Below are 20,189 nucleotides of genomic sequence, written 5' to 3'. Positions count from 1 at the left end.
CTGCCCCTCCACATTCTTCTAGTGCAGAAGGGACGCACAGAAGATACACAACTCAACTACACCATCTACTACCGACTTCTCGAGGCGCTCTCCGGTCGCGGAGACGCCGACGCACTCCATGTAGCCACGATCGTCGTGCTGGCCGGTTCGTACGGACTGCGAGTGGCAGTCACCTGGTTCATCATGTCGCTGGCGGGCCTCGGGGTCGGCCTACGCGTCGTTGGAACCTTGGCGACTTCAATTGCCGCACCACTCACCAGAGATCCCCTCGGATACATGCACGTCGGCAAACTGTCCCCCGTGATCTGGCACAACTCGACAACCATCCTTGCGGCGCCCTTCGCGCTGCTCCTCTTCGCGTCAACGTGCTGGGTGATATTGCGCAAGGACTTCACGTGGGCTCCCCAGGTCGTTCAACTCGCGCTGGTGGTCGTGAGTGGGTGGACCAAACCGAACTACCTGTTGACGCTCATCCCCGCGCTTGTCGTGGTGTGCGTGGTCGACGTGGCCACCACGGCGACAGGGCTGCGTTTACAGTCAGCAAAGAGTCTTTGGTGGCGCGCGGCGCCATCAGGAGCCGCCGCCTCTGTCGTTCTGGTGAGTCAGTTCCTACTCACATACGGCGGGGAAGGGATCCAGGTGAATGGCCAAAGTGTGGGAAATGTGGTCGCCCCCTTTGCTGTCTGGAGCGAATGGAAGACTCAAGCGGGGGTGCAGCCACTCATTTCGGTCTACCTCTCACTGGCGCCTTCGTTCATAGCCAGCATCCTGATCTGGCGCAACTCAAGTCTTCGTCTGCCGTTAGGACTGGCGTGGACCAGTGTCATCGTCGGACTCGTCGAGTTCACCATCCTGGCGGAGGTACTTGACGATGGAACAGTCCTGCCTCACGGAAATTGGGTTTGGGGGGGGCAGTTGTCGATGGCCGTGCTTTTTGTCGTTAGTGTGACCGCGGCACTGCGAGACTTTCGGACATTGGGACGGATCAAATGGTTCTTTGTTGCAGTTCTCACCTACCAAGTGGCCATGGGCATCACGTGGATGGTGATGCTGCTCTCAGGAAGAGCCTGATTGCTCAGCAGTTTCACCGGTATTATCCGGCCCCCCACTCACTTGGACGGTGAGGACGACCCTGTCCGCGGGCTCCTCGTCGGGCAGGCTGATGGTCAGGGTGCCGGGCCCGGCGGGCAGCGAGCGGGTGGCCACGTAGGGCCGGACGCCCTCCTCGACCTGGGGCATCCAGCCCTGAGCCACCGACTGCTGGACGAGCCGGTCGAACCCCTCGTCGGTCGTCCCCTCGAGGGGACGGAGGTGACGGGTGATCCGGGCGCTGACCAGCTGCCCGTCCGGCCCCGGCTCGGCGCGTCGGCTCACCGCGTGGGTCTCGACCTCGAAGCCCTCGATGTCGTCCGTGGCCAGCGGGACCCCGCGCAGCACCTCCTCGGTCGTCACCTCGTGAGTGCAGGCGACAAGCGTCGCCCCGGCCAGGAGCAGCACGACCATGGCACGCAGGGCGCGGACCAGGGCGTGGACCAGGGGGCGCAGCGGCATCAGGACGGCGGGCTCCCGGGGACGAACGCGTCGGGTCGCAGGGCGGCGTGCACCCGGTCGAGCCGCTCGGACTGGGCGGCCGCCTGGGCGTCCAGCTCGTGCCACTCCGTCGGGTCCATCTGGAGCCTGGGGGCGAGCTCCTCCATCACCTGCCACAGGCCCCTCTTGGCGTTGACCGCCCCCCGCATGAGCTCGGTCTCCAGCAGCGGCGTCATAGGCGAGCGCCGGGTCAGGCGGCGGTTGAGCTTGAGCCGGCCCAGCTTCTCCCCCAGCGAGGCCGCGAGCTGGCGATAGCGCAGGGTGTCCAGGCCGAGCTCCTTGATGAGCCGGTCGACCCGCTCCCACTCCTCGTCGAGCTCCCGGGCGAACTCGGCGAGGTCGGCGGTGATGGGCAGGTCGGCGTGGTCCTCGACCATCCGGTGGGCCCGGTCCCGACCGCCGGAGGCTCCCGCCAGGTGGTCGTTGATGTAGAGCTCCAGCACGGACGTGTCCAGCCCTGCCTGTTCGGCGGTCAGCGGCACAGCAACCTCCTGGGTTCGGCGACTCGTCGTGCCATCGTGCCAAGAACCCGTGCACTCGGCAGCCCGGGACCCACCTGCGCAGCCGGGAGGGTCTTTCAACCGGCGATGCAGGAGGGGCCCAGCAGCGCCTTGAGGTCGCCGAACAGCTCGGGCGAGGCGGTCACCCGCAAGGTCTCGTCCAGGCGCAGCAGCACGGTGCGACCCGGCTGGGTCAGCCGGATCTGGACCTCGGTGTTGCCCGGGTGGTCGGCGAGCACCGTCTTGAGCTTGTGGGCCAGGCCGTCGGTCGCCCGCGTCAGCGGGAGGCTGAGGATGACCGGGCCGCGCGGGCCCTGCTTGATGTCCGGCAGGAGGAGCTCGTTGGCGAGCAGCTCGGCACCGTCGTCACCCTTCTTCAGCCGCCCCTTGACCACGGCCACGGTGTCCTCGGCGAGCATCGTGGAGATGGTCATGTAGATCTTCGGCCAGAAGACCACCTCCAGGGACCCGGCCATGTCCTCGATCGAGAGGCGGGCGTAGGGGTCGCCGTTCTTGGTCCGCTTCAGCTGCAGGTTGGTCAGCAGTCCGGCGACGGTGACGAAGTCGCCGTCCTTGGCGCCGTCCTCGCCGACGATCTCCAGTATCGAGGCGTTGGCGTGCTGGGCCAGGATGTGCTCGATCCCGTTCAGCGGGTGGTCGGAGACGTAGAGGCCGAGCATCTCCCGCTCGAAGGCGAGCAGGACCGACTTGTCCCACTCGATGTCCGGCACCGGTGGGAGGGTGACGATCTGCATACCCTCCTGCTCCTGCTCGTCGTCGCCGAGGCCGAACCCGGAGAAGAGGGAGTCCTGCCCGATCGCCTCCTGCTTCTTCTCGTCGACGAGCGCGTCCACGTAGCGCTCGTGCACGGTGACCAGGCCCTGCCGGGAGTGACCCAGGCTGTCGAAGGCGCCGGCCTTGCACAGCGACTCGATGGTGCGCTTGTTGCAGACCACGGCCGGCGACTTGCGCAGGAAGTCCTCGAAGGAGGTGAAGGCCCCCTTCTCCTCGCGGGCCCGCACGACCGCCCCCACGACGTTGTGCCCGACGTTGCGCACCGCCGAGAGCCCGAAGCGGATGTCGTCCCCCACGGCGGCGAAGTTGGCCACCGAGGCGTTGACGTCCGGCGGCAGGACCGCGATGCCCATGCGCCGGCACTCGGCCAGGTAGAGGGCCGTCTTGTCCTTGTCGTCCCCGACGCTGGTCAGCAGGGCGGCCATGTACTCGGCCGGGTAGTTGGCCTTGAGGTAGCCGGTCCAGTAGGAGATGACCCCGTAGGCGGCGGTGTGCGCCTTGTTGAACGCGTAGTCGGAGAACGGCACGAGGACGCCCCACAGCGAGGCGATCGACTCCTCGTTGTAGCCCTGGGCCTTCATCCCGTCGGAGAAGGGGATGTACTCGGCGTCGAGCACCTCCTTCTTCTTCTTGCCCATCGCCCGGCGGAGCAGGTCGGCGTTGCCCAGGGTGTAGCCCGCCAGCTTCTGGGCGATCTCCATCACCTGCTCCTGGTAGATGCAGTTCGAGAGCACCAGGCCGCCGGAGACGAAGTTGTGGACGTCGTCGACGGTGATGTCGTAAACGGGCTCGGGTGCACCCGCCGTGACGTCCACGACGGGGGCCCAGTCCAGCTCCGGGCATGCCGTCGCGCGCCCATCAGGCGCACACCCGGTCCACGTTCCTCCCGCAGTCCGGGCGGCCGCCAACGCAGACTCGGGGGCCGCGACGCGCTCGTCCGAGCTGCGGGCGATCGCATCCACCCCCGCCACGAGCTCGCCCGCCGGGACCCAGCCCCGGGTGGTGAGCACCTTGTGGTCCGCAGACAGGCGGATCTGATTACCGGCGGCCGTCGTCACCGTCAACACCGGCTTGGCCGGCATCTCCCACCAGTGGGTGACCCGACGCCGGACGACCTTGCCAGCATCGTCGACGCCGAAGGTGAAGAACCCGTCAGTGACCCGGTCGGCAAGTTCATCGATTCGGACACGTTCGCCGGTGTCCGCGTCGATGATCGGCGTGTCCCCCGCGACGCACAGACCGTAGGTGTTTCCCAGGATCGGCGCCAACGCCTCCACCATCTGCGGCTGCAGCTTGCCCTTCAGCTGCGGGTCGAGCGGCACGACCTCCTGCTGCCCGTTCTTGCGCAGGGCGAAGTTGGTGTGCGCGTTCACGCCCATCGGGCCGGGGCGGTAGAGAGCGAGCGCCGCCGAGATGTCCTCGAAGTTGTCGGGCTTCATCAGCCGCAGGAGCTGGCGCATGCCGTTGCCGTCGAGCTGGAAGACGCCCAGGGTGTCGCCGCGACCGAGCAGCTCGTAGGTCTTGGCGTCGGTCATGTCCTTGGACAGGACGTCCAGGTCGATCTCCTCGCCGCGGTTGTCGCGGATGTTGTCGATCGCGTCGTCCAGGACGGTGAGGTTGCGCAGGCCCAGGAAGTCCATCTTGACCAGCCCGAGCGTCTCGCACGTCGGGTAGTCGAACTGGGTGATGATTTGGCCGTCCTGCTCGCGGCGCATGATCGGGATGAGGTCGAGCAGCGGCTCGCTGGACATGATGACGCCGGCGGCGTGCACGCCCCACTGACGCTTCAGCCCCTCGATGCCCTTGGCCGTCTCGAAGATGTCCGCCGCGTGCTGGTCCTCGTCCAGCATCTGGCGGAACTCGCCAGCCTCGCCGTACCTCTTGTGCTCGGGGTCCTGGATGCCGGAGAGGGTGATGTCCTTGCCCATCACCGACGGCGGCATGGCCTTGGTGAGCTTCTCCCCCATGGCGAAGGGGTAGCCCATGACCCGGGAGGAGTCCTTGAGCGCCTGCTTGGCCTTGATCGTGCCGTAGGTGACGATCATCGCCACCCGGTCGTCGCCGTACTTCTCGGTCACGTAGCGGATGACCTCGGCACGGCGCCGGTCGTCGAAGTCGACGTCGAAGTCGGGCATCGACCGACGCTCGGGGTTGAGGAAGCGCTCGAAGATCAGGCCGTGCGGGATCGGGTCGAGGTCGGTGATCCCCATCGCGTAGGCGCACATCGACCCGGCACCGGAGCCACGGCCCGGACCGACCCGGATGCGGTTCTGCTTGGCCCAGTTGATGAAGTCGGCGACGACGAGGAAGTAGCCCGGGTAACCCTTGCCGATGATGACCTCGGCCTCGTAGGCCGCCTGCGTGCGCGCGTAGTCCGGGACCCCCTCCGGGAAGCGCCGGTGCAGCCCGGTCTCGACCTCCTTGAGGAACCAGCTGGTCTCGTCCTCCCCCTCGGGGCAGGGGAAGCGGGGCATGTAGCGCCCCTCCCCCTCGGTGAAGGAGATGTCGCAGCGCTCGGCGACGACGAGCGTGTTGTCGCACGCCTCGGGCAGCTCGCGCCACACGTGCCGCATCTCCTCGGCGGTCTTGAGGTAGTAGCCGTCGCCGTCGAACTTGAAGCGGTTGGGGTCCTGCATCGTCGAGCCGGACTGCACGCACAGCAGCGCCGCGTGCGCCAGCGCGTCCTCCTGCCGGGTGTAGTGCAGGTCGTTGGTGGCCAGCAGCGGCAGGTCCAGCTCGCGGGCCAGCTTGAGCAGGTCCTGGCGCACCACCCGCTCGATCTGGATGCCGTGGTCCATGAGCTCGCAGTAGACGTTCTCGTGGCCGAAGATGTCGCGCAGGTCGCTGGCGTGCTGGACGGCCTCGCGGTACTGCCCCAGCCGCAGCCGGGTCTGGATCTCCCCCGAGGGGCAGCCGGTGGTGACGATCATCCCCTGGCCGTAGGTCTCCAGCAGCTCCTTGTCCATGCGGGGCTTGAAGTAGTAGCCCTCCATCGACGCCAGCGAGGCCATCCGGAACAGGTTGTGCATGCCGTTGTTGTTGCGCGCCAGCATCGTCATGTGCGTGTACGCGCCGCCGCCGGAGACGTCGTCGCGCCCGCCGTCGCCGTACTTCACCCGGGTCTTGTCGGTGCGGTGGGTGCCCGGCGTGATGTAGGCCTCGAGCCCGATGATCGGCTTGATGTCGTACTTCTGCGCGGTCTTCCAGAACTCGTAGGCCCCGAAGATGAAGCCGTGGTCGGTGGTGGCGACGGCCGGCATGCCCAGCTCGGCCGCCGTCGAGATCAGGTCGTCGATCCGCGCCGCACCGTCGAGCATCGAGTACTCGGTGTGATTGTGCAGGTGGACGAAGTTCCCGGAGCTGGCTGGCGCTGACATCGCCCCCGATCTTAGGTCCCCCCACCGACAGGTATGACGCGCCGCTCCCCTCCCGCAGGTGGGAGGCTTGGACGGTCAGCGGTCGTGCGGCAGCCGCACGTCCACCCACACCAGCCTGTGGTCGCTGGTCGGGAACGGGAAGGTGCCCAAGAGCCGGAACAGCGGGTCGTCCGAGCTCGGCCAGAAGACACCGGCGTCCTCGATCTTCAGCGACCGGCTCGGCAGCACGTAGTCGACCCTCAGGTTTCCCGGCGGCTCGTTGAAGTCGGCCGTGTCGAACGCCGGGTCACCCCGGTGCTCGGCGTTGACCCCACCCTGGAGCAGCGCCTGCTCCACGCCTCCCGGGCTCGAGGGCGTGATCGAGGTGTTAACTCGCCGGTGGTCCAGCAGCTGGTCGATGGCACCGTCGACGGAGTCCCCGTCGTAGGGGTCGGCGTTGTAGTCGCCCACGATGACGAACCGCTCCCCTGGCTTCAGACCTCCCGAGACCCCCTCGTCGTCGTAGATGTAGGCCGACTCCTTCGGCGAGCCCACGTAATCGGCCCAGAACCGGATCTCGTCGTGGTTGCGGCGGCCGTTGCGGTCCTCGGGCCCGTCGAAGATCGGCGGTGTCGGGTGCGCCGCGAGCACGTGCACGGTCTTGTTGCCGACCTCCACCGGTACGTCCCAGTGCGACTTGCTGGAGAGGCGGAGCACCTCCTGCTCCTCCGCGGAGTAGAACTCCTCCGGCAGCAGGTTGCCCGGCATGTCGCTCCACCGGAAGAGCTGGAAGGTGCGCACCTCGTCGGTGTCGATCGGATACCTCGAGTAGACGACCATGCCGTACTGCCCGGGGAAGAAGCCGAAGCCGTAGGCGTCGTCCGGACCACCCACGGTGCCGTCGTTGTTCAGGTCGAACCCGCTGGGGACGCCCGTGTTCGACGGCGCGATGTAGGCGTAGGGGTAGTCGACCGGGTCCGCGCCGTTCTGCGACACCTCGAGGTAGTTGTCGCGGAACAGGTCCTCGTTGCCAGAGGCGTAGTCGAACTCGTTGACGAGCACGACGTCGGGCCGGGTGCGCTGGATCGTCTCGGCGACGTTCTGCGCCTGCGCGTTGTCACCGGTCGCCAGGTCACGGGCCAGGTCCCCCTCGTTGAAGCGGTTCAGCGAGGCGTTGAAGGTGGCGAACCGCACGTCCAGGTCCGGGCGGCCGGGCCCCCGGTCGGGCGCTCCGGCGGCGGGAAGTGCGGCGGCGCCCAGTCCGAGGAGCAGGGCGAGGGTCGAGGTGGTCGCGATCGAACGGCGGGCAGCAGACGTCATACCGCGCAAACTAGACCCGTATGCCGCCTCCCGCACCCGGACGCGAACGCCGACCCTCCGGGGTCACCCGTGGTTCTCGGGCGAGGGCCGCTCCTCACGCCGGTGCTCCTCGGCGACGCTGCGCAGGGCCTCGAGGTCCAGCGCGGACGCCGGCACCCGGGCCAGTCGCACGGGGGTGCGCGCGGTGACCGTTGCCGATCGCCGGCCCCCCTCCAGGACGGCCCGCTCGCCCACGACGGCGCCGGGACCCAGCTCGGCGACCGGGTCGCCGTCGACGCTGACGTCCAGGACCCCGTCGAGGACGAGGTGGACGTCCGTCCCCTCCGTGCCCTGGCGGACCACCTCGGTGCCCTCGGGCAGCCGTAGCAGCTCAGGCTTCTGCCCGCCCCGCATGATGGCCGAGGAGAGCTCACGCTCGGCCGCGGACTCCGCCGCCACCGTCATCGCCGGGGAGTCCTGGTCCCCCCAGGGGGTCCGGTCGCCGAAGCTGTGGTCCATCCAGTCCTGGATCCGGGTCACACCGGACTTGGCCATCAGGTGCCCGTCGCTGTCGTAGACCCAGTGCCTCGGGAAGGCCGAGGCGCCGACCAGCTCGACCTGCCGCCCGCCGTCACGGGTGAGCGTGAGCTGCAGCGTCGTCCAGACGATGGGTGCGTGCCACACGACGTAGGGCGGGTGCTTCACCGGACGGGGCAGGGGCACGCCCGTGCGCCCGCCGACGGTCTGCCGCAGCACGACCCGCTCCTGCCCGATCTCCGGCTCGGCGCGCAGGTCGGGCATCGAGAAGCCGAGGAAGGTGGCCGTGCCCGCCCCCAGCCGCAGCCGGGTGTTGCCCTGGAAGGCGCCGGAGTCCTCGCCGTAGCCGGCCGTCACCTCGTCGCCGTCGAAGTCCGCCCAGCCGGTCAGCAAGTTGGCGAACCGGAAGCGGTCGTCCAGCCACAGGGCCCGCAGCTCCTCGGTGCCGGACACGACGTCCCGTGGAGGATCGTCGTAGTGCGCCACCCTCAGGTCGAACCCGCCCCGCAGCCAGTTGCGCACCGACTCCGTGGGGATCCAGGACACCGTCGTCGCCCGCCCCGTGACTCTCATGCCACCTCAGTCAAGCACCGCCCACCGTCACGGACAAGGGGTGCGCCGGTCGGCAGCGGGCGTTCAGCAGCCCTGCCGTTCCAGCCCCTCGACCTCCACGGGCAACCGCCCGGGTGCCTCCGCCTCCCCAGTGAGGACGGCGACGAGCGCGTCCATCGCACCGGGGGTATCGCCGTACAGCGCCACCTTCGTGGCCGCGCCGGTGGAGGCCAGGAGGTATGGCGTCTCGAGGGCCACCGAGACCTGTGCCCCGTGGGGGCCCTGGCCCGGTCGGAGGAGCTCGACGGTGGTGCCGGCGCCCAGGGGCAGACCGGCCCGCTCCGCGGCCCGCTCGAACCGCTGCACGGCGAGGCGGTCCCCCATGGGCACGACGCCTCCGTCGACGAGGGGACCGTCGCACGGACCCTGGACCACGGTGACCGCGGCGGCGGACACCTCGCGCGCGACGTCCGCCGCGCCACCGGGCTCCATCGGGTCGACCGACCCCTCGTCCGCGACCTCGAGCAGGGCGGCGATCTGCCGGGCCACGGCTTCGTTCAGCCGGTCCTCGTCGAGCGTGCCGTCACCGACCGCGGCGACGATCGCGTTTCGGGCCGCCAGCGGGTCGGCGGGCATCAGCACGACGTCGGCACCGGCGCGCAGGGCCTCGACGGACGCCTGGCCCGGGCCGTAGCGGTCGGCCACCGCGGCCATGTTGAGCGCGTCGGTGACGACGAGCCCGTCGAAGCCGAGGTCGTCCCGCAGCATCCCCTCGACCACCTCTGGCTCGAGCGAGGAGGGCAGCTGGGAGTCCAGCGCGGTCAGCTGCAGGTGGCCCACCATGACGGCCGGGAGCCCGGCCTCCACGGCGGAGACGAAGGGCACGAGGTCGCTCTCGCCCAGGTCGTCGAGGGTCCGGTCCTGGACGGGCAGCTCGACGTGGCTGTCGGCCGGCACCGAGCCGTGCCCCGGGAAGTGCTTCACTACCGGGAGGATCCCCGCGTCGAGGTAACCGAGACCTGCCGCCGTGGCGTGCTCGGCCACCAGCTCCGGGGCGCTGCCCGGCGACCTCGACCCGATGGTCGGGTCCGTCGGCCCCATGGTGACGTCGGCCGTCGGGGCGAAGACGGCGGTGAACCCAGCCCCGCGGAGCTCGGCTCCCGAGCCGGCGGCGGCCCTCCGGGTCAGGTCCGGGTCGTCGGCCGCTCCCAGGCTCATGAAGGTGGGGAACCGGGTCAGGTCGCCCTTCGCGCGCTCCACCAGGCCACCCTCCTGGTCGACGCCGATGAACACGGGCCATTCCCGACCCGCCTCGTCGGCAGCGTCGGCGACCGCGTCGTTGAGGGCGACCAGCTGGTCGGTCGACAGGTCCGGGTCCATGACGATGATGCCGCCGAGGTGGTGGTCGACCACCAGACCGACCGGCGCGGTCGGTCCCAGGTGGGACGCCACGATGACCTGACCCGCCTTCTCCTCGAGGCTGAGATTCTGGGCCAGGGCGCGTGCATGCGCGACGCCAGGGGGCTCCGGGTCCGTTGGACGGACAGTTGCTGGTGTGTCCGGCATCTCCGCCGTTGAGGTAGCCCCTTCCGACGGATCGGCGACGACCGTCCGACCCGCTGCAGAGCGCTGCGACTCGACGGGCTGCTCCACCGCGCAGGCAGGCAGCAACACGACAGCACCTGCCACCGCCGCGCAGGTCTTGGGCCCTCTACGCATCGGTGATGCCTACGGGCCGGTCGGGATCACCCGAGAAGTCGCTTCCGGTCCGATTACACTCGGCCCGAATGCCTGACGGCCCACCACGAAGGATCATCAGAAACATATGACGGGGTCAACGTTGCACACCGAGCCCACAGTTTCATCAGCGTCCCCCTGGGGCGACGGAGCCTTGGCCCCTCTGGTCCGTCTGTGGATCCCGCTGCTGGTGCTCGTCGCCCTCATCGTGGGCACCCTACGCATGGCCGCCAAGCCGATTAGCGATCCGGACTCCTGGTGGCACCTGCGCGTGGGCGAGCTGTTGTGGAGCGGGGAGATCACCTTACGACGCACCGGGCCATTGTCCTCCTTCGCGACCGAGCCGTGGACCCCTCGGGACTGGATCCCTCAATTGGTGGCCAGCGCCCTGGAACGCTCCTTCGGACTGCCGGGGTGGCCTGGCTCTTCGGCGTCGGGCTTGTGGCCTTCATCGTCACCGCGTACCTGGTCGCGCGACGCCAGGCAGATCCCCTCCCAGCAGCTCTGGTGACAGGCCTTGGCTTTCTCGGCGCGGCAGGCAGTCTGTCCCCCCGTCCCCAGATCGTCAGTTTCGTTCTTCTGCTCGTCTTCGTCGGTGCGTGGCTCCAAAGTGCTCAGGACCTACGGCCGCGATGGTGGCTGATTCCGATGACCTGGGTGTGGGCCAGTTCACACGGAATGTGGTATCTCGGCGTGGCGATCGGGATTCTCTCGGTGATCGGCATCGTCCTGGACCGTCGCCTGGCCATTCGCAGGGTCGGCCGTCTCTTCCTCGTGCCCGCGCTCAGTCTCGTGGCGGCGGCTGTGACCCCGCCCGGCCCGACCCTTCTCCTGGCCGTCGTCCAGACGGGTGACAAGTGGGAATTCGTCACCGAGTGGGCACCACCCAACTTCCTCAGTCTGACGCCTGCGGCTTCCATGTTGATGGTGGCGCTCGTGGCCTTGATCTGGGCGCGACGAGGCACGAGGTTGTCCTGGCACCACCTTCTGCTCCTGCTGCTCGCGACCGCCATGGTGCTGATGTCCGGTCGGACGGTCGCTGCTGGCGCCGCCATCCTGATCCCCCTGCTGGCCATGACCCTCCAGCAGGTGCTCTACGACCGGCCCCCTCACCGCCTCGTCCCACAGGAGACGCAATCTCTCTGGGCCGCTTCCGCGCTCGCGGTGGCCACGCTGGCCCTGCTCGTCCCCCGTACGTCTGCGGTTGCCGGCAGCGTGCCCAACGACTTGAACAATGAGCTCGCGTCCCTGCCGCAGGGTAGTGCGCTCCTCAACGACTACGCGCTCGGGGGCTGGCTCCACTGGCGACACCCCGACCTCGACACGGTGATCGACGGATTCACCGACGGTTACACCGTCGAAGCCATTGAGGAGTACATCTCCGCGGTGGGCGCTGGACCAGGCTGGGACGAGTACGTCGACGAAACGGGTGCTCGGTACGCGCTCCTCCAGGAGGAGTCCCCCCTTGCCTACGCTCTGACGCAACAGCTCTCCTGGGTCGAGGTTGGAGAGGACGAGGGCTACGTCCTGCTCCGGCACCCGTCGCGCTGACGCTCTCAGCCCCGGATGACGCCCAGCGCGTGCTGCAGGTCGTCGGGGTAGGGCGACTCGAACTCCACCGGCTCGCCGCTGCCGGGGTGGTCGAAGCCCAGCTTCACCGCGTGCAGCCACTGCCGCTGCAGACCGAGGCGCTTGGACAGCGTCGGGTCGGCGCCGTAGGTCAGGTCCCCCGCGCACGGGTGGTGCATCGCGGAGAAGTGCACCCGGATCTGGTGGGTGCGACCGGTCTCCAGGTGCACCTCCAGCAGGCTGGCCATCCGGTGCGCCTCGAGCAGCTCGTAGTGGGTGATGCTCGGCCGACCCTCGCGGCGGACGGCGAACCGGTAGTCGTGCCCGGGGTGCCGCCCGATGGGGGCGTCGATGGTGCCCTCGTGCGGGTCGGGCAGGCCCTGGACGAGCGCGTGGTAGGTCTTGTCGACGACCCGGTCGCGGAAGGCCTGCTTGAGCACCGTGTAGGCCCGCTCGGACTTGGCGACGACCATCAGCCCGGACGTGCCCACGTCGAGCCGCTGCACGATCCCCTGCCGCTCCGGAGCGCCGGAGGTGGAGATCCGGTAGCCGGCCGCTGCCAGGCCCCCGACGACGGTCGGTCCGGACCAGCCGACGCTGGGGTGGGCCGCGACGAACGCCGGCTTGTCGACGACGACCATCTCGGTGTCGTCGTGCACGATCCGCATCCCCTCGACCGGCTCGGCGACGACCTCCAGCCCGGGGGGTGGCCCCACCGGCGGCAGCGTCACGTCCAGCCACGCCCCGGCCATCACCCGGTCCGACTTGCCGGCCACCCTGCCGTCCATCGTCACGTGCCCGGCGGCGGCCAGGTCGGCAGCCTTGGACCGGGACAGCCCGAGCAGCCTCGCCAGGGCCGCGTCGACCCGTTCCCCCTCCAGCCCCTCCGGGACGGAGAACGCCCTCGAACCGCTCACTTCTCGTCCCCCTCGCGGGTGCCGTCGAGCCGGTGGCCACGCAGCGCGAGCACGGCGATGAGCACGGCCGCGCTGGTCACCCCGACGTCGGCGACGTTGAAGATCGCGAAGTTGGGCAGCCGGATGAAGTCCACGACGTGACCGAAAGCGGGCCCCGGGTCGCGGAAGTACCGGTCGATCAGGTTGCCCACCGCCCCGCCGAGCAGCAGCCCCAGCGCCAAGGCCCACGGCAGGCTGCGCACCCTGAACGCCTGCCAGACGATGACCACCGAGATGGCCGTCGCCAGGGCCGTCAGCACCGGCGTGATCGAGGTCCCCATCGAGAACGCGGCACCCGAGTTGTAGATCAGGTGCCAGCGCAGCAGGTCGCCCACCACCTGGACGGGTTCCCCCTGCACAAGGGTCTGCTCGGCCCACACCTTGGTGACCTGGTCCAGGACGACCCACCCCGCGGCCAGGCCCAGCACGACGAGGGTCCGCCGGCGCGGGCGGACCTCGAGGGGGGCGCGGGCGTCGGTCAGCGGCGTTCCTGCTTCTGCTTGCATGTCATGTCATGCATAGGGTCGCACGCGGGAACGCCTGCAGCCGCATCTTGCCGACGGGGTTGCCGCACGCCTCGCAGTCGCCGTAGGAGCCCTGGTTGATCCGCTCCAGCGCCCGCAGCGTCTGCATGAGCAGGTCGCGCGCGTTGTTGGCCAGCGACAGCTCGTGCTCGCGCTCCCAGGTCGCCGCGCCCGCGTCGGCCTGGTCGTCCCCCGCCCCGTCGCTGTAGCTGCGCATCAGCTCGACCAGGTCCTGCTCGGCCTCGTGCACCTCGGTGCCGAGCCGGGTGGCGTCCGACTCCAGCTCGGTGCGCACCTCGGCCAGCTCCTCGGCGGTCCAGGCGTCCTCGTCGTGCCGGACGCTCAGGGACTCGTGGGCGGTGTCCCCACCCTTCTTCGCAGTTCTGGCCACGAGGTGCCCTCCTGTGTGCAAGAACCCACGTCGGCCGGCGGCCGGTCGTGGGCAACGGTGGGCAGAGGATATGCCACGCAGCCCCCTGGGACAACGCCGTTCCCAACCGCCACGCCGGTCCCAGCCGCACAACACCCGCACGGGTGGAGGTATGACGCACGCGCGCAGGGCGCCCCGGAGGTTCCGGGGCGCCCTGCGTCGGCGTGCGGTGGCGGGTCGGCACGACCCACCGGTCGGGTCAGCCCTGCTCGTTGCCCTCGACCCTGGAGAGCTGCTCGGACAGGAAGGTCCGCAGCCGGTCGCGCAGGTCGTGCTCCTGGGTCTGCAGCTCGCCGATCCGCCCTGTCAGGCTGGTCTGCCTGCTGTTCAGGTCCTCCAGGATGGAGCTGCGCTTCTGCTCGGCCTCCCCGACCATCTGGTCGCGCGAGGACTGGCCCTCGCCCACGAGCCGGTCGTGCGTCTGCTGACCGGTGCTGACGAGCTCGTCGTGGCGGGACTGGCCCTCGCCGATCAGCTGCTCGCGCTGCTGCTGGCCCTCGGTGATGAGACGGTCGTGCGTCTCCTGACCGGTGGTCACCAGCTCGTCGTGCTTGGTCTTGCCCTCCTGGACCAGGCGGTCGTGCGTCTCCTGTCCGGTGCTGACCAGCTCGTCGTGCCGGGTCTGACCCTCGTTGACCAGACGGTCATGCGTCTGCTGCCCGGTGGTCACCAGCTCGTCCCGACGCTGGTCGGCCTCGGCGACGGTGCGGTCGCGGTAGCCCTCGGCCTCCTCGATGAGCTGCTGCTTGGTCGTCTGGCCCTCGGCCACGTGCTGGTCGTGCAGGCGCTGGGCCAGCGAGATGATCTTCGAGGGGTCCTCCGCCGCGGACGGCATCGCGGCAGCGGCGGCGACGGGCGCGGCCTGTCCCTGCTCGGCGGCCTCGGCGGCGGCGCGCTCGGCCTCCTGCTGGGCCTGGCGGGCCTGCTCGGCCTCGGTCGTGGCCTGCTGGGCCTGCTCCTCGGCGGACCGGGCCCGGTCCTGGGCCTCGGACAGCTGACCCTCGAGCTCCCGCACCCGCTGGTCGGAGGCGGCCACCCGGCCACGCAGGTCCTCCAGCTCGGCGGAGGCGCCCTCGGCACCCTCCACCCGCGAGCCCTCGGCGGCCTGGGCGCGCTCCTCGGCCTGGGCGCGGGCCTGCTGGCACTCCTGCAGCTCGCGACGGGCCTGCTCCAGCTCGGCGACGAGCTCGGCGGAGCGGTCATCGGACTCGCCCGACGCCATACCCGGCACGGCAGCGGCGGGCGCGAAGCGCTCGGTGTCGTCGCCGCCCATCCCCCGGCTGGCACGGCAGTCCTCGAGGTCGGTGCGCAGGGAGTCGTTCTCCGCAAGAAGACGCCTCAGCTCGACGACCACCTCGTCGAGGAAGTCGTCCACCTGGGTCTCGTCGTAGCCGCGACGCAGGTGGGTCGCACTGAAGCTCTTCTTGATGACGTCCTCGGGGGTCAGCGCCATGTTTCACCTCGTGTCGGGGAGTCACCGCCAGGCCCGGCGCACGGGTCGTCAGGGCATGGTCGATGACGCGCGGTCTGCACGTGCAGGGGTCACTCTAACGCACAGGGACGCCTCAGAACGGCAGGCCCAGGACCAGCCCGCGGCCCAGGCTCACCGCGAGGATCAGGACGAGGAATCCCAGGTCCAGGGCGATGCCGCCCAGCCGCAGCGGAGGGATGACCTTGCGCAGGGCCTTCAGGGGCGGGTCCGTGAGAGCGTAGATCCCGTTGGCCAGCACGAGGACCGGGCCCTTGGGCCGGAAATCGCGCGAGAAGACCATGATCCAGTCGAAGACCAGCCGGCCGATGAGGACGAACAGGTAGAGGCTCAGGACTGCGTAGAGGATCTGTCCGACCATGGGGACAGACTACGTTGCTGGCTCAGCTCTGGTTGAACGGCCCGGAGCCCTGTCGCTGCCGCTCGGCGGTGCCGCCCTCGACCTCGATGTGCTCGGGCGAGAGCAGGAAGACCTTGCTGGTGACCCGCTCGATCGACCCGCGCAGGCCGAAGGCCAGGCCGGCGGAGAAGTCGACGAGGCGCTTGGCGTCGGCGTCGTCCATGTCGGTGAGGTTGATGATCACCGGGATGCCGCTGCGGAAGGACTCCCCGATGTCCTTGGCCTCGTTGTAGGTGCGCGGGTGGATCGTGGTGATGCGGTTCAGATCGCTCATCTTCGGCTCCCGGACGACCTGGGCGACCGGCGTGCGGCGCGGCAGGGTGGTGACCTCGGCGTCCTGCTCGGGACGCTCGTCGTCCTCGTCGCGGACGGCCCGCACGGCACCGCCGCGGGGACCCTCGTGGCGGGGCTCCTCCTCGGGGTAGGCGTCGTAGTCGTCGTACCGCTCGTCGGACTCGGCGAGTCCGAGGTACTCCATCGTCTTGCGCAGCGCCCCGGCCATGTCGCGAGCTCCTTGGTGCGTACGGGCGTTGCTACCCGTGGTGGATCGGTCGCTGCCGACGCTACCGCCGAGTTCCCAGGATTCCGGTCCCGACACGCAGGTGTGTCGCACCGTGCGTCACAGCAGTTTCCAGGTCCCCGCTCATGCCCGCGGAGATCCACGTGGCGTCGGGGTGGTCGGCGCGCAGGCGGGCGGAGAGGTCGGCGAACCGCTGGAACGCGGCGGCGGTGCCGTCCTCGTCGACTCCGAGGGGGGCCACCGCCATGACCCCTCGGAGCCGCAGGTGCTCGGTGGCGGCGACCGCGTCCGCGAGGGCGGGGACGTCGGCGGGTGCAGCTCCGCCCCGTCCGGCGTCGGCCCCCTCCCCCAGGTCGACCTGGATCGTCACCTCGAGGGGGGTATGCCGCCCGCCCTCGCCCAGGGCGGTGCCCGTCCCGCGGTCAAGGGCCTTGACGATCTTGGTCCGGTCCACGGACTGGACGACGTCGGCGTAGCGGGCCACGTGGGCGGCCTTGTTGCTCTGCAGCTGACCGACGAAGTGGACGGTGAGCAGCTCCCGGACCTCAGCCGGGAGCTCGGCGACCTTGGCGCCGGCCTCCTGGTCCTTGTTCTCCCCCACGTGGCGCACGCCGAGGTCGACGAGGTGGACGATGTCCGAGGCGGGAAAAAACTTGGTGATCGCGACCAGGGTGATCTCCGCCGGGTCACGGACGGCGTCGCCGCAGGCGGTGGCGATGCGTTCGTGGACGGCCGCGAGGTTGGCCTGCAGCTCGGCTCCGCGGTCGGCCATCAAGCGACCTCCTCCGGGGGCAGCAGCCGGACGATCCCGGCGAACCGGCCGGTGGTGCCGTCGCGTCGGTACGAGTAGAGGTCCGGGTCCTCGCGGGTGCAGCCGGGCAGCCATCGCACGCTGACGCCGTCGCGTACGAGCTGGTCGACGACGGCACCGGCGACGTCGATGGCCGGGGTGCCGGTCCAGGACACCGAAGCCGCAACGGGGCTCACCTGGGCAGCCTCGTCGCGCATACGCTCAGGCACCTCGTAGCAGCGGGGGCAGACCGACGGCCCGATGACCGCCTCGATACTTCTCGCTCCGAGCGTGCACATCCACGCGATGGTGGCGGGGACGACACCGGACATCATCCCGGGCCGCCCGACGTGGACCGCAGCGACCAGACCCTCGTGACGGTCGAACAGGAGCACCGGCGTGCAGTCGGCGACCAGGACGACAAGCGCCTCGTCGGTGCGTCCGGAGACCAGTCCGTCGACCGCTGGAGCCGGGGCGTCGGGGTTACCCACCTCGGGCACGACGTCGTCGCGGGTGCCGAGGGTGACCGCCACGTCGCACCCGTGACGCTGGTCCATGAAGCGCAGGTCGGACGCCCTCAGCCCGAGCTCGTGGGCCACCCGGTGCCGGTTGGTCTCGACGGCGTCGTCGTGGTCACCGACGTGGTTCGCCAGGTTGAGCTCACCGTACGGCCCCTGGCTGGAGCCCTCGTGGCGGTCGGTAAGGGCCCACTCGACGCCGAAGTCGGTACCGGCCGGGTCGATCCGCTCGCGCCAGAAGAACACGCGGTCAGCGTACCGGCGGGTTCAGCACCGTCCCGTGGGGTGGCAGCTGGTCGTGCCCGGCCTCGAGCAGGTGCAGGTGCTCGCGCACGGACTCGATCAGGTGCTCGCTGAATTCGTGGTGGTGCTGATGGAGCCGGTCCAGCTCGGCGCGCAGCTCGGCAACCTGCCGCTGCAGGTCGTCCCGCTGCGGCTCGAGGCTTTCGCCCCCGGGCGCGCCCTGCGGCCCGGCCTCAACCTGCGCCTGGAGACTGCGCAATTCCTCGACGAGCTCGGCCCGCTCTCGACGGACGAGCTCAAGCTGCTGCTTCTCCATGCGGAGACGTTCGGACTCGTGACCGGTCTCGTCCGTGTGATGGCGGCGGATAGCCTCGGCCTCCAGCTCGTCAACCCGTCCGTGAAGTCGACGCAGCTCCTGGACGACTTCTTCCAGAAAGGCGTCGACCTCGTCTGCGTCATAGCCGCGGCGAAGCACCACCGTGTTGAAGGTCTTGCGGACGACGTCCTCGGGGCTCAGCAGCATGGTGTTCTTTCCGGTCAGAGGCCCGAGAAGGCCTCGATGATGTTGATGGCACCCGGTCCCATCACAACGATGAAGAGGGCAGGGAGGATAAACAGGATCAAGGGAAAGACGACCTTAACCGGGATCTGCATGGCCTTCTCCTCGGCGCGCTGCCGACGCTTAATCCGCATCTCGGAAGCCTGGGTGGACAGCACTTTGGCAATGGAGATGCCATGCTCCTCACCCTGCATGATCGCACGTACGAACCGGCGGAGGTCCTCCACCAGTACTCGATCGGTCAAACCCTTGTAGGCCACCCGGCGTGGGACACCAACCTGGATCTCCTGGAGGGTGCGGACGAACTCGTCAGCGAGCGGGCCACTGCTCCCTCTGGCGACGTGAGCGATGGCCGACTCGAATCCCAGACCGGCCTCGACGGCGATGGTCAACTGGTCGAGCGTGTCGGGCAAGGCTTCCTGCTTCCTGCACGGCCTGACGCCTCTTCAACCCGGTGTTGTAAAGAAAGATTTCCGGCAGGAACCAGACGAAGGCGGTGGTCAGTAAGGCGAGAACGATCATTCGGGTGCTGAATTCTCCGGAGAGGAGGAGAGCGAACAAACCGACCGTTGCCGAGGTCGCCACAAGCTTGGTCACGATCACGCGGTGAAGGGGCCAACGAGCAGGACGACCGGCACCTGCCAGCAGTCGGTCGATCAGCCTCACGGTCCCGGCCGGGGTCAGGCCGTACGCCATACGGTAGAGAGGGCCCGAGGGTGCCGCGTACGGGTCTTCCTCCCGCGCGGCATGGACGTCACGCAGAAGGTTAGCTAGGGCTCGTCGGCGGACCGCATCCTCGCTCGTGGAGAAGGCATAGACCAGAAGCAACAGCGCCAGTCCGACGAGACCCGCCCCCAACAACAGGATCATGCGCGGCTCCATCAGAACTTCACCTCGATGACCTTGCGCAGCCAAAGTCCACCCAGGGTGAGCATGATGATCCCAGCGAGAATCATCGCCCAACCCAAAGGGGACTGGGTGAGGACGCCAATATACGTGGGGTTGACCAGGACAAGCAGTCCCGTCATGACGAAGGGCAGCGCCATAAGGATGATCGCAGAAAGTTTTCCCTCGGCAGCCAGCGCCCGGACCTGCCTACGGATCTGCCCCCGCTCTCTCACGGTCTCACCCACGGTGTCGAGGACCTCGGCGAGGTTGCCACCCACCTGTCTGTGGATCGTGATCGCCTGCCCGATCCAGCGAAAGTCGTCGCTGTCCATGCGCTCGGCGGTTTCCGCCAGTGAGTTGTTGAGGTCTCGCCCGACCCTGGCCTCGTTGACGATGCGGGCCAGCTCCCCAGCGGCCGGGTCCTCGACTTCCCGGGAAACATAGTGCAGGCCTTGGACTAGTGAGTGACCCGCCCGCATGTTGCTAGCGAGAAGCGTGACGACGTCGTCGATCTGGTCCGCGAAACGGGTCCGGCGCTGATCGGCCCGGATTGACACCCAGAACAGGATGCCGATGAGGGTAACCACGGCGAGCAGTACAGCCACGATCAGCCCCTGCAACGCCAGACCGAGGGCGAAAGCGACTAGTAGGGCGGCCCCAACCACCAGAACGAAGTCGGCGACGTCCATGCGGATGCCGGCCAGATTGAGGGCGTCAGCCCATCGGCGGCCCCTTCCGCTGCGGTCTAGTCGCCTCCCGATCCACCCAGTGGCGGCAACCGTTACACGCGTCACCGTGGAGGTGTCTTCCACCCCGTGTCGACGGCGTTCCTGCGACAGCCTCCGGTTGGGCAGGGCCACCAGGAGAGCGGTAGTACCGCCGGCCAGACCCAGGAGCGCCACCCCGACCGTCAGCGGGGTCAGGCCCATCCTTGTCT

The 20,189-nt window shown here is 69.1% G+C and carries 19 protein-coding genes; 2 read left to right on the top strand and 17 right to left on the bottom strand.

Annotation, left to right across the window (positions count from 1 at the left end):
* Positions 1 to 21: 21 nt before the first annotated feature.
* Positions 22 to 1,071 (top strand): hypothetical protein, encoded by a 1,050-nt coding sequence (locus ACQ95T_RS06745; protein WP_425940459.1) that lies wholly within the window; start codon positions 22 to 24, stop codon positions 1,069 to 1,071.
* Here the strand turns inward: ACQ95T_RS06745 and ACQ95T_RS06740 are convergent.
* From ACQ95T_RS06740 to ACQ95T_RS06715, 6 genes are all read right to left on the bottom strand, one after another.
* Entirely contained in the window at positions 1,057 to 1,551 is a 495-nt protein-coding gene (locus tag ACQ95T_RS06740) for a hypothetical protein (RefSeq protein WP_425940458.1), read from the bottom strand. The two genes, ACQ95T_RS06745 and ACQ95T_RS06740, sit on opposite strands and share 15 nt — an antisense overlap.
* Positions 1,551 to 2,072 carry a hypothetical protein gene (locus ACQ95T_RS06735; RefSeq protein WP_425940456.1) on the bottom strand — a complete coding sequence of 174 codons (522 nt, stop codon included), beginning with the start codon at positions 2,070 to 2,072 and terminating at the stop codon, positions 1,551 to 1,553. The genes ACQ95T_RS06740 and ACQ95T_RS06735 overlap by 1 nt, the downstream gene beginning before the upstream one ends.
* Positions 2,073 to 2,167: 95 nt before the next feature.
* Positions 2,168 to 6,262, bottom strand: a complete 4,095-nt coding sequence (dnaE, locus tag ACQ95T_RS06730) for a DNA polymerase III subunit alpha (RefSeq protein WP_425940454.1) — start codon at positions 6,260 to 6,262, stop codon at positions 2,168 to 2,170.
* Positions 6,263 to 6,337: 75 nt separating this feature from the next.
* A complete protein-coding gene (locus ACQ95T_RS06725; RefSeq protein WP_425940453.1) occupies positions 6,338 to 7,561 on the bottom strand; it encodes an endonuclease/exonuclease/phosphatase family protein in 1,224 nt (407 codons plus the stop codon).
* 63 nt (positions 7,562 to 7,624) lie between these two features.
* The gene (locus ACQ95T_RS06720; RefSeq protein WP_425940451.1) at positions 7,625 to 8,650 is read right to left on the bottom strand and encodes a cyclic nucleotide-binding domain-containing protein; all 1,026 of its coding nucleotides are present in this window, start codon (positions 8,648 to 8,650) and stop codon (positions 7,625 to 7,627) included.
* A 63-nt stretch (positions 8,651 to 8,713) separates the two neighbouring features.
* Positions 8,714 to 10,081: a glycoside hydrolase family 3 protein gene (locus ACQ95T_RS06715; RefSeq protein WP_431473679.1), complete on the bottom strand. Its 1,368-nt coding sequence runs from the start codon at positions 10,079 to 10,081 to the stop codon at positions 8,714 to 8,716.
* A 699-nt stretch (positions 10,082 to 10,780) separates the two neighbouring features.
* Between ACQ95T_RS06715 and ACQ95T_RS06710 the strand changes: the two genes are divergently transcribed.
* A complete protein-coding gene (locus ACQ95T_RS06710) occupies positions 10,781 to 11,917 on the top strand; it encodes a hypothetical protein (RefSeq protein WP_431473678.1) in 1,137 nt (378 codons plus the stop codon).
* Between the two features lie 5 nt (positions 11,918 to 11,922).
* Here ACQ95T_RS06710 and ACQ95T_RS06705 read toward each other — a convergent pair whose 3' ends face one another.
* The 11 genes from ACQ95T_RS06705 to ACQ95T_RS06655 all read right to left on the bottom strand — a co-directional run bounded on the left by ACQ95T_RS06705 (position 11,923) and on the right by ACQ95T_RS06655 (position 20,181).
* A complete protein-coding gene (locus ACQ95T_RS06705) occupies positions 11,923 to 12,852 on the bottom strand; it encodes an RluA family pseudouridine synthase (protein ID WP_425940446.1) in 930 nt (309 codons plus the stop codon).
* Positions 12,849 to 13,397, bottom strand: a complete 549-nt coding sequence (gene lspA, locus ACQ95T_RS06700; RefSeq protein ID WP_425940444.1) for a signal peptidase II — start codon at positions 13,395 to 13,397, stop codon at positions 12,849 to 12,851. The genes ACQ95T_RS06705 and lspA overlap by 4 nt, the downstream gene beginning before the upstream one ends.
* A gap of 1 nt (position 13,398) precedes the next feature.
* Positions 13,399 to 13,806 carry a TraR/DksA family transcriptional regulator gene (locus ACQ95T_RS06695; protein ID WP_431473677.1) on the bottom strand — a complete coding sequence of 136 codons (408 nt, stop codon included), beginning with the start codon at positions 13,804 to 13,806 and terminating at the stop codon, positions 13,399 to 13,401.
* Positions 13,807 to 14,044: 238 nt separating this feature from the next.
* The gene (locus ACQ95T_RS06690; RefSeq protein WP_425940441.1) at positions 14,045 to 15,298 is read right to left on the bottom strand and encodes a DivIVA domain-containing protein; all 1,254 of its coding nucleotides are present in this window, start codon (positions 15,296 to 15,298) and stop codon (positions 14,045 to 14,047) included.
* 112 nt (positions 15,299 to 15,410) lie between these two features.
* Entirely contained in the window at positions 15,411 to 15,695 is a 285-nt protein-coding gene (locus ACQ95T_RS06685) for a YggT family protein (protein ID WP_425940440.1), read from the bottom strand.
* 22 nt (positions 15,696 to 15,717) lie between these two features.
* A complete protein-coding gene (locus ACQ95T_RS06680) occupies positions 15,718 to 16,236 on the bottom strand; it encodes a cell division protein SepF (RefSeq protein WP_425940439.1) in 519 nt (172 codons plus the stop codon).
* Positions 16,237 to 16,297: 61 nt separating this feature from the next.
* Entirely contained in the window at positions 16,298 to 17,026 is a 729-nt protein-coding gene (locus tag ACQ95T_RS06675; RefSeq protein WP_425940437.1) for a YggS family pyridoxal phosphate-dependent enzyme, read from the bottom strand.
* Positions 17,026 to 17,808, bottom strand: a complete 783-nt coding sequence (locus ACQ95T_RS06670) for a polyphenol oxidase family protein (RefSeq protein WP_425940435.1) — start codon at positions 17,806 to 17,808, stop codon at positions 17,026 to 17,028. Before ACQ95T_RS06670 ends, ACQ95T_RS06675 begins: the two co-directional genes overlap by 1 nt.
* Positions 17,809 to 17,812: 4 nt before the next feature.
* The gene (locus ACQ95T_RS06665) at positions 17,813 to 18,328 is read right to left on the bottom strand and encodes a DivIVA domain-containing protein (RefSeq protein WP_425940433.1); all 516 of its coding nucleotides are present in this window, start codon (positions 18,326 to 18,328) and stop codon (positions 17,813 to 17,815) included.
* A 14-nt stretch (positions 18,329 to 18,342) separates the two neighbouring features.
* Entirely contained in the window at positions 18,343 to 18,777 is a 435-nt protein-coding gene (locus ACQ95T_RS06660) for a type II secretion system F family protein (protein WP_431473676.1), read from the bottom strand.
* Between the two features lie 468 nt (positions 18,778 to 19,245).
* Positions 19,246 to 20,181, bottom strand: a complete 936-nt coding sequence (locus ACQ95T_RS06655; RefSeq protein ID WP_425940429.1) for a type II secretion system F family protein — start codon at positions 20,179 to 20,181, stop codon at positions 19,246 to 19,248.
* Positions 20,182 to 20,189 lie beyond the last annotated feature (8 nt).

The organism is Ornithinimicrobium carbonis (genome assembly GCF_050703245.1).
Taxonomy (GTDB): Bacteria; Actinomycetota; Actinomycetes; order Actinomycetales; family Dermatophilaceae; genus Ornithinicoccus.
This window is presented reverse-complemented; position numbering and strand designations above follow the sequence as displayed.

Excerpts from the sequence above, each read along its gene's own strand:
- ACQ95T_RS06740 (WP_425940458.1), bottom strand. The coding sequence starts at position 1,551 with ATGCCGCTGCGCCCCCTGGTCCACGCCCTGGTCCGCGCCCTGCGTGCC.
- dnaE (WP_425940454.1), bottom strand. The coding sequence starts at position 6,262 with ATGTCAGCGCCAGCCAGCTCCGGGAACTTCGTCCACCTGCACAATCAC.
- ACQ95T_RS06725 (WP_425940453.1), bottom strand. The coding sequence starts at position 7,561 with ATGACGTCTGCTGCCCGCCGTTCGATCGCGACCACCTCGACCCTCGCC.
- ACQ95T_RS06720 (WP_425940451.1), bottom strand. The coding sequence starts at position 8,650 with ATGAGAGTCACGGGGCGGGCGACGACGGTGTCCTGGATCCCCACGGAG.
- lspA (WP_425940444.1), bottom strand. The coding sequence starts at position 13,397 with ATGCAAGCAGAAGCAGGAACGCCGCTGACCGACGCCCGCGCCCCCCTC.
- ACQ95T_RS06690 (WP_425940441.1), bottom strand. The coding sequence starts at position 15,298 with ATGGCGCTGACCCCCGAGGACGTCATCAAGAAGAGCTTCAGTGCGACC.
- ACQ95T_RS06685 (WP_425940440.1), bottom strand. The coding sequence starts at position 15,695 with ATGGTCGGACAGATCCTCTACGCAGTCCTGAGCCTCTACCTGTTCGTC.
- ACQ95T_RS06680 (WP_425940439.1), bottom strand. The coding sequence starts at position 16,236 with ATGGCCGGGGCGCTGCGCAAGACGATGGAGTACCTCGGACTCGCCGAG.
- ACQ95T_RS06675 (WP_425940437.1), bottom strand. The coding sequence starts at position 17,026 with ATGGCCGACCGCGGAGCCGAGCTGCAGGCCAACCTCGCGGCCGTCCAC.
- ACQ95T_RS06665 (WP_425940433.1), bottom strand. The coding sequence starts at position 18,328 with ATGCTGCTGAGCCCCGAGGACGTCGTCCGCAAGACCTTCAACACGGTG.
- ACQ95T_RS06655 (WP_425940429.1), bottom strand. The coding sequence starts at position 20,181 with ATGGGCCTGACCCCGCTGACGGTCGGGGTGGCGCTCCTGGGTCTGGCC.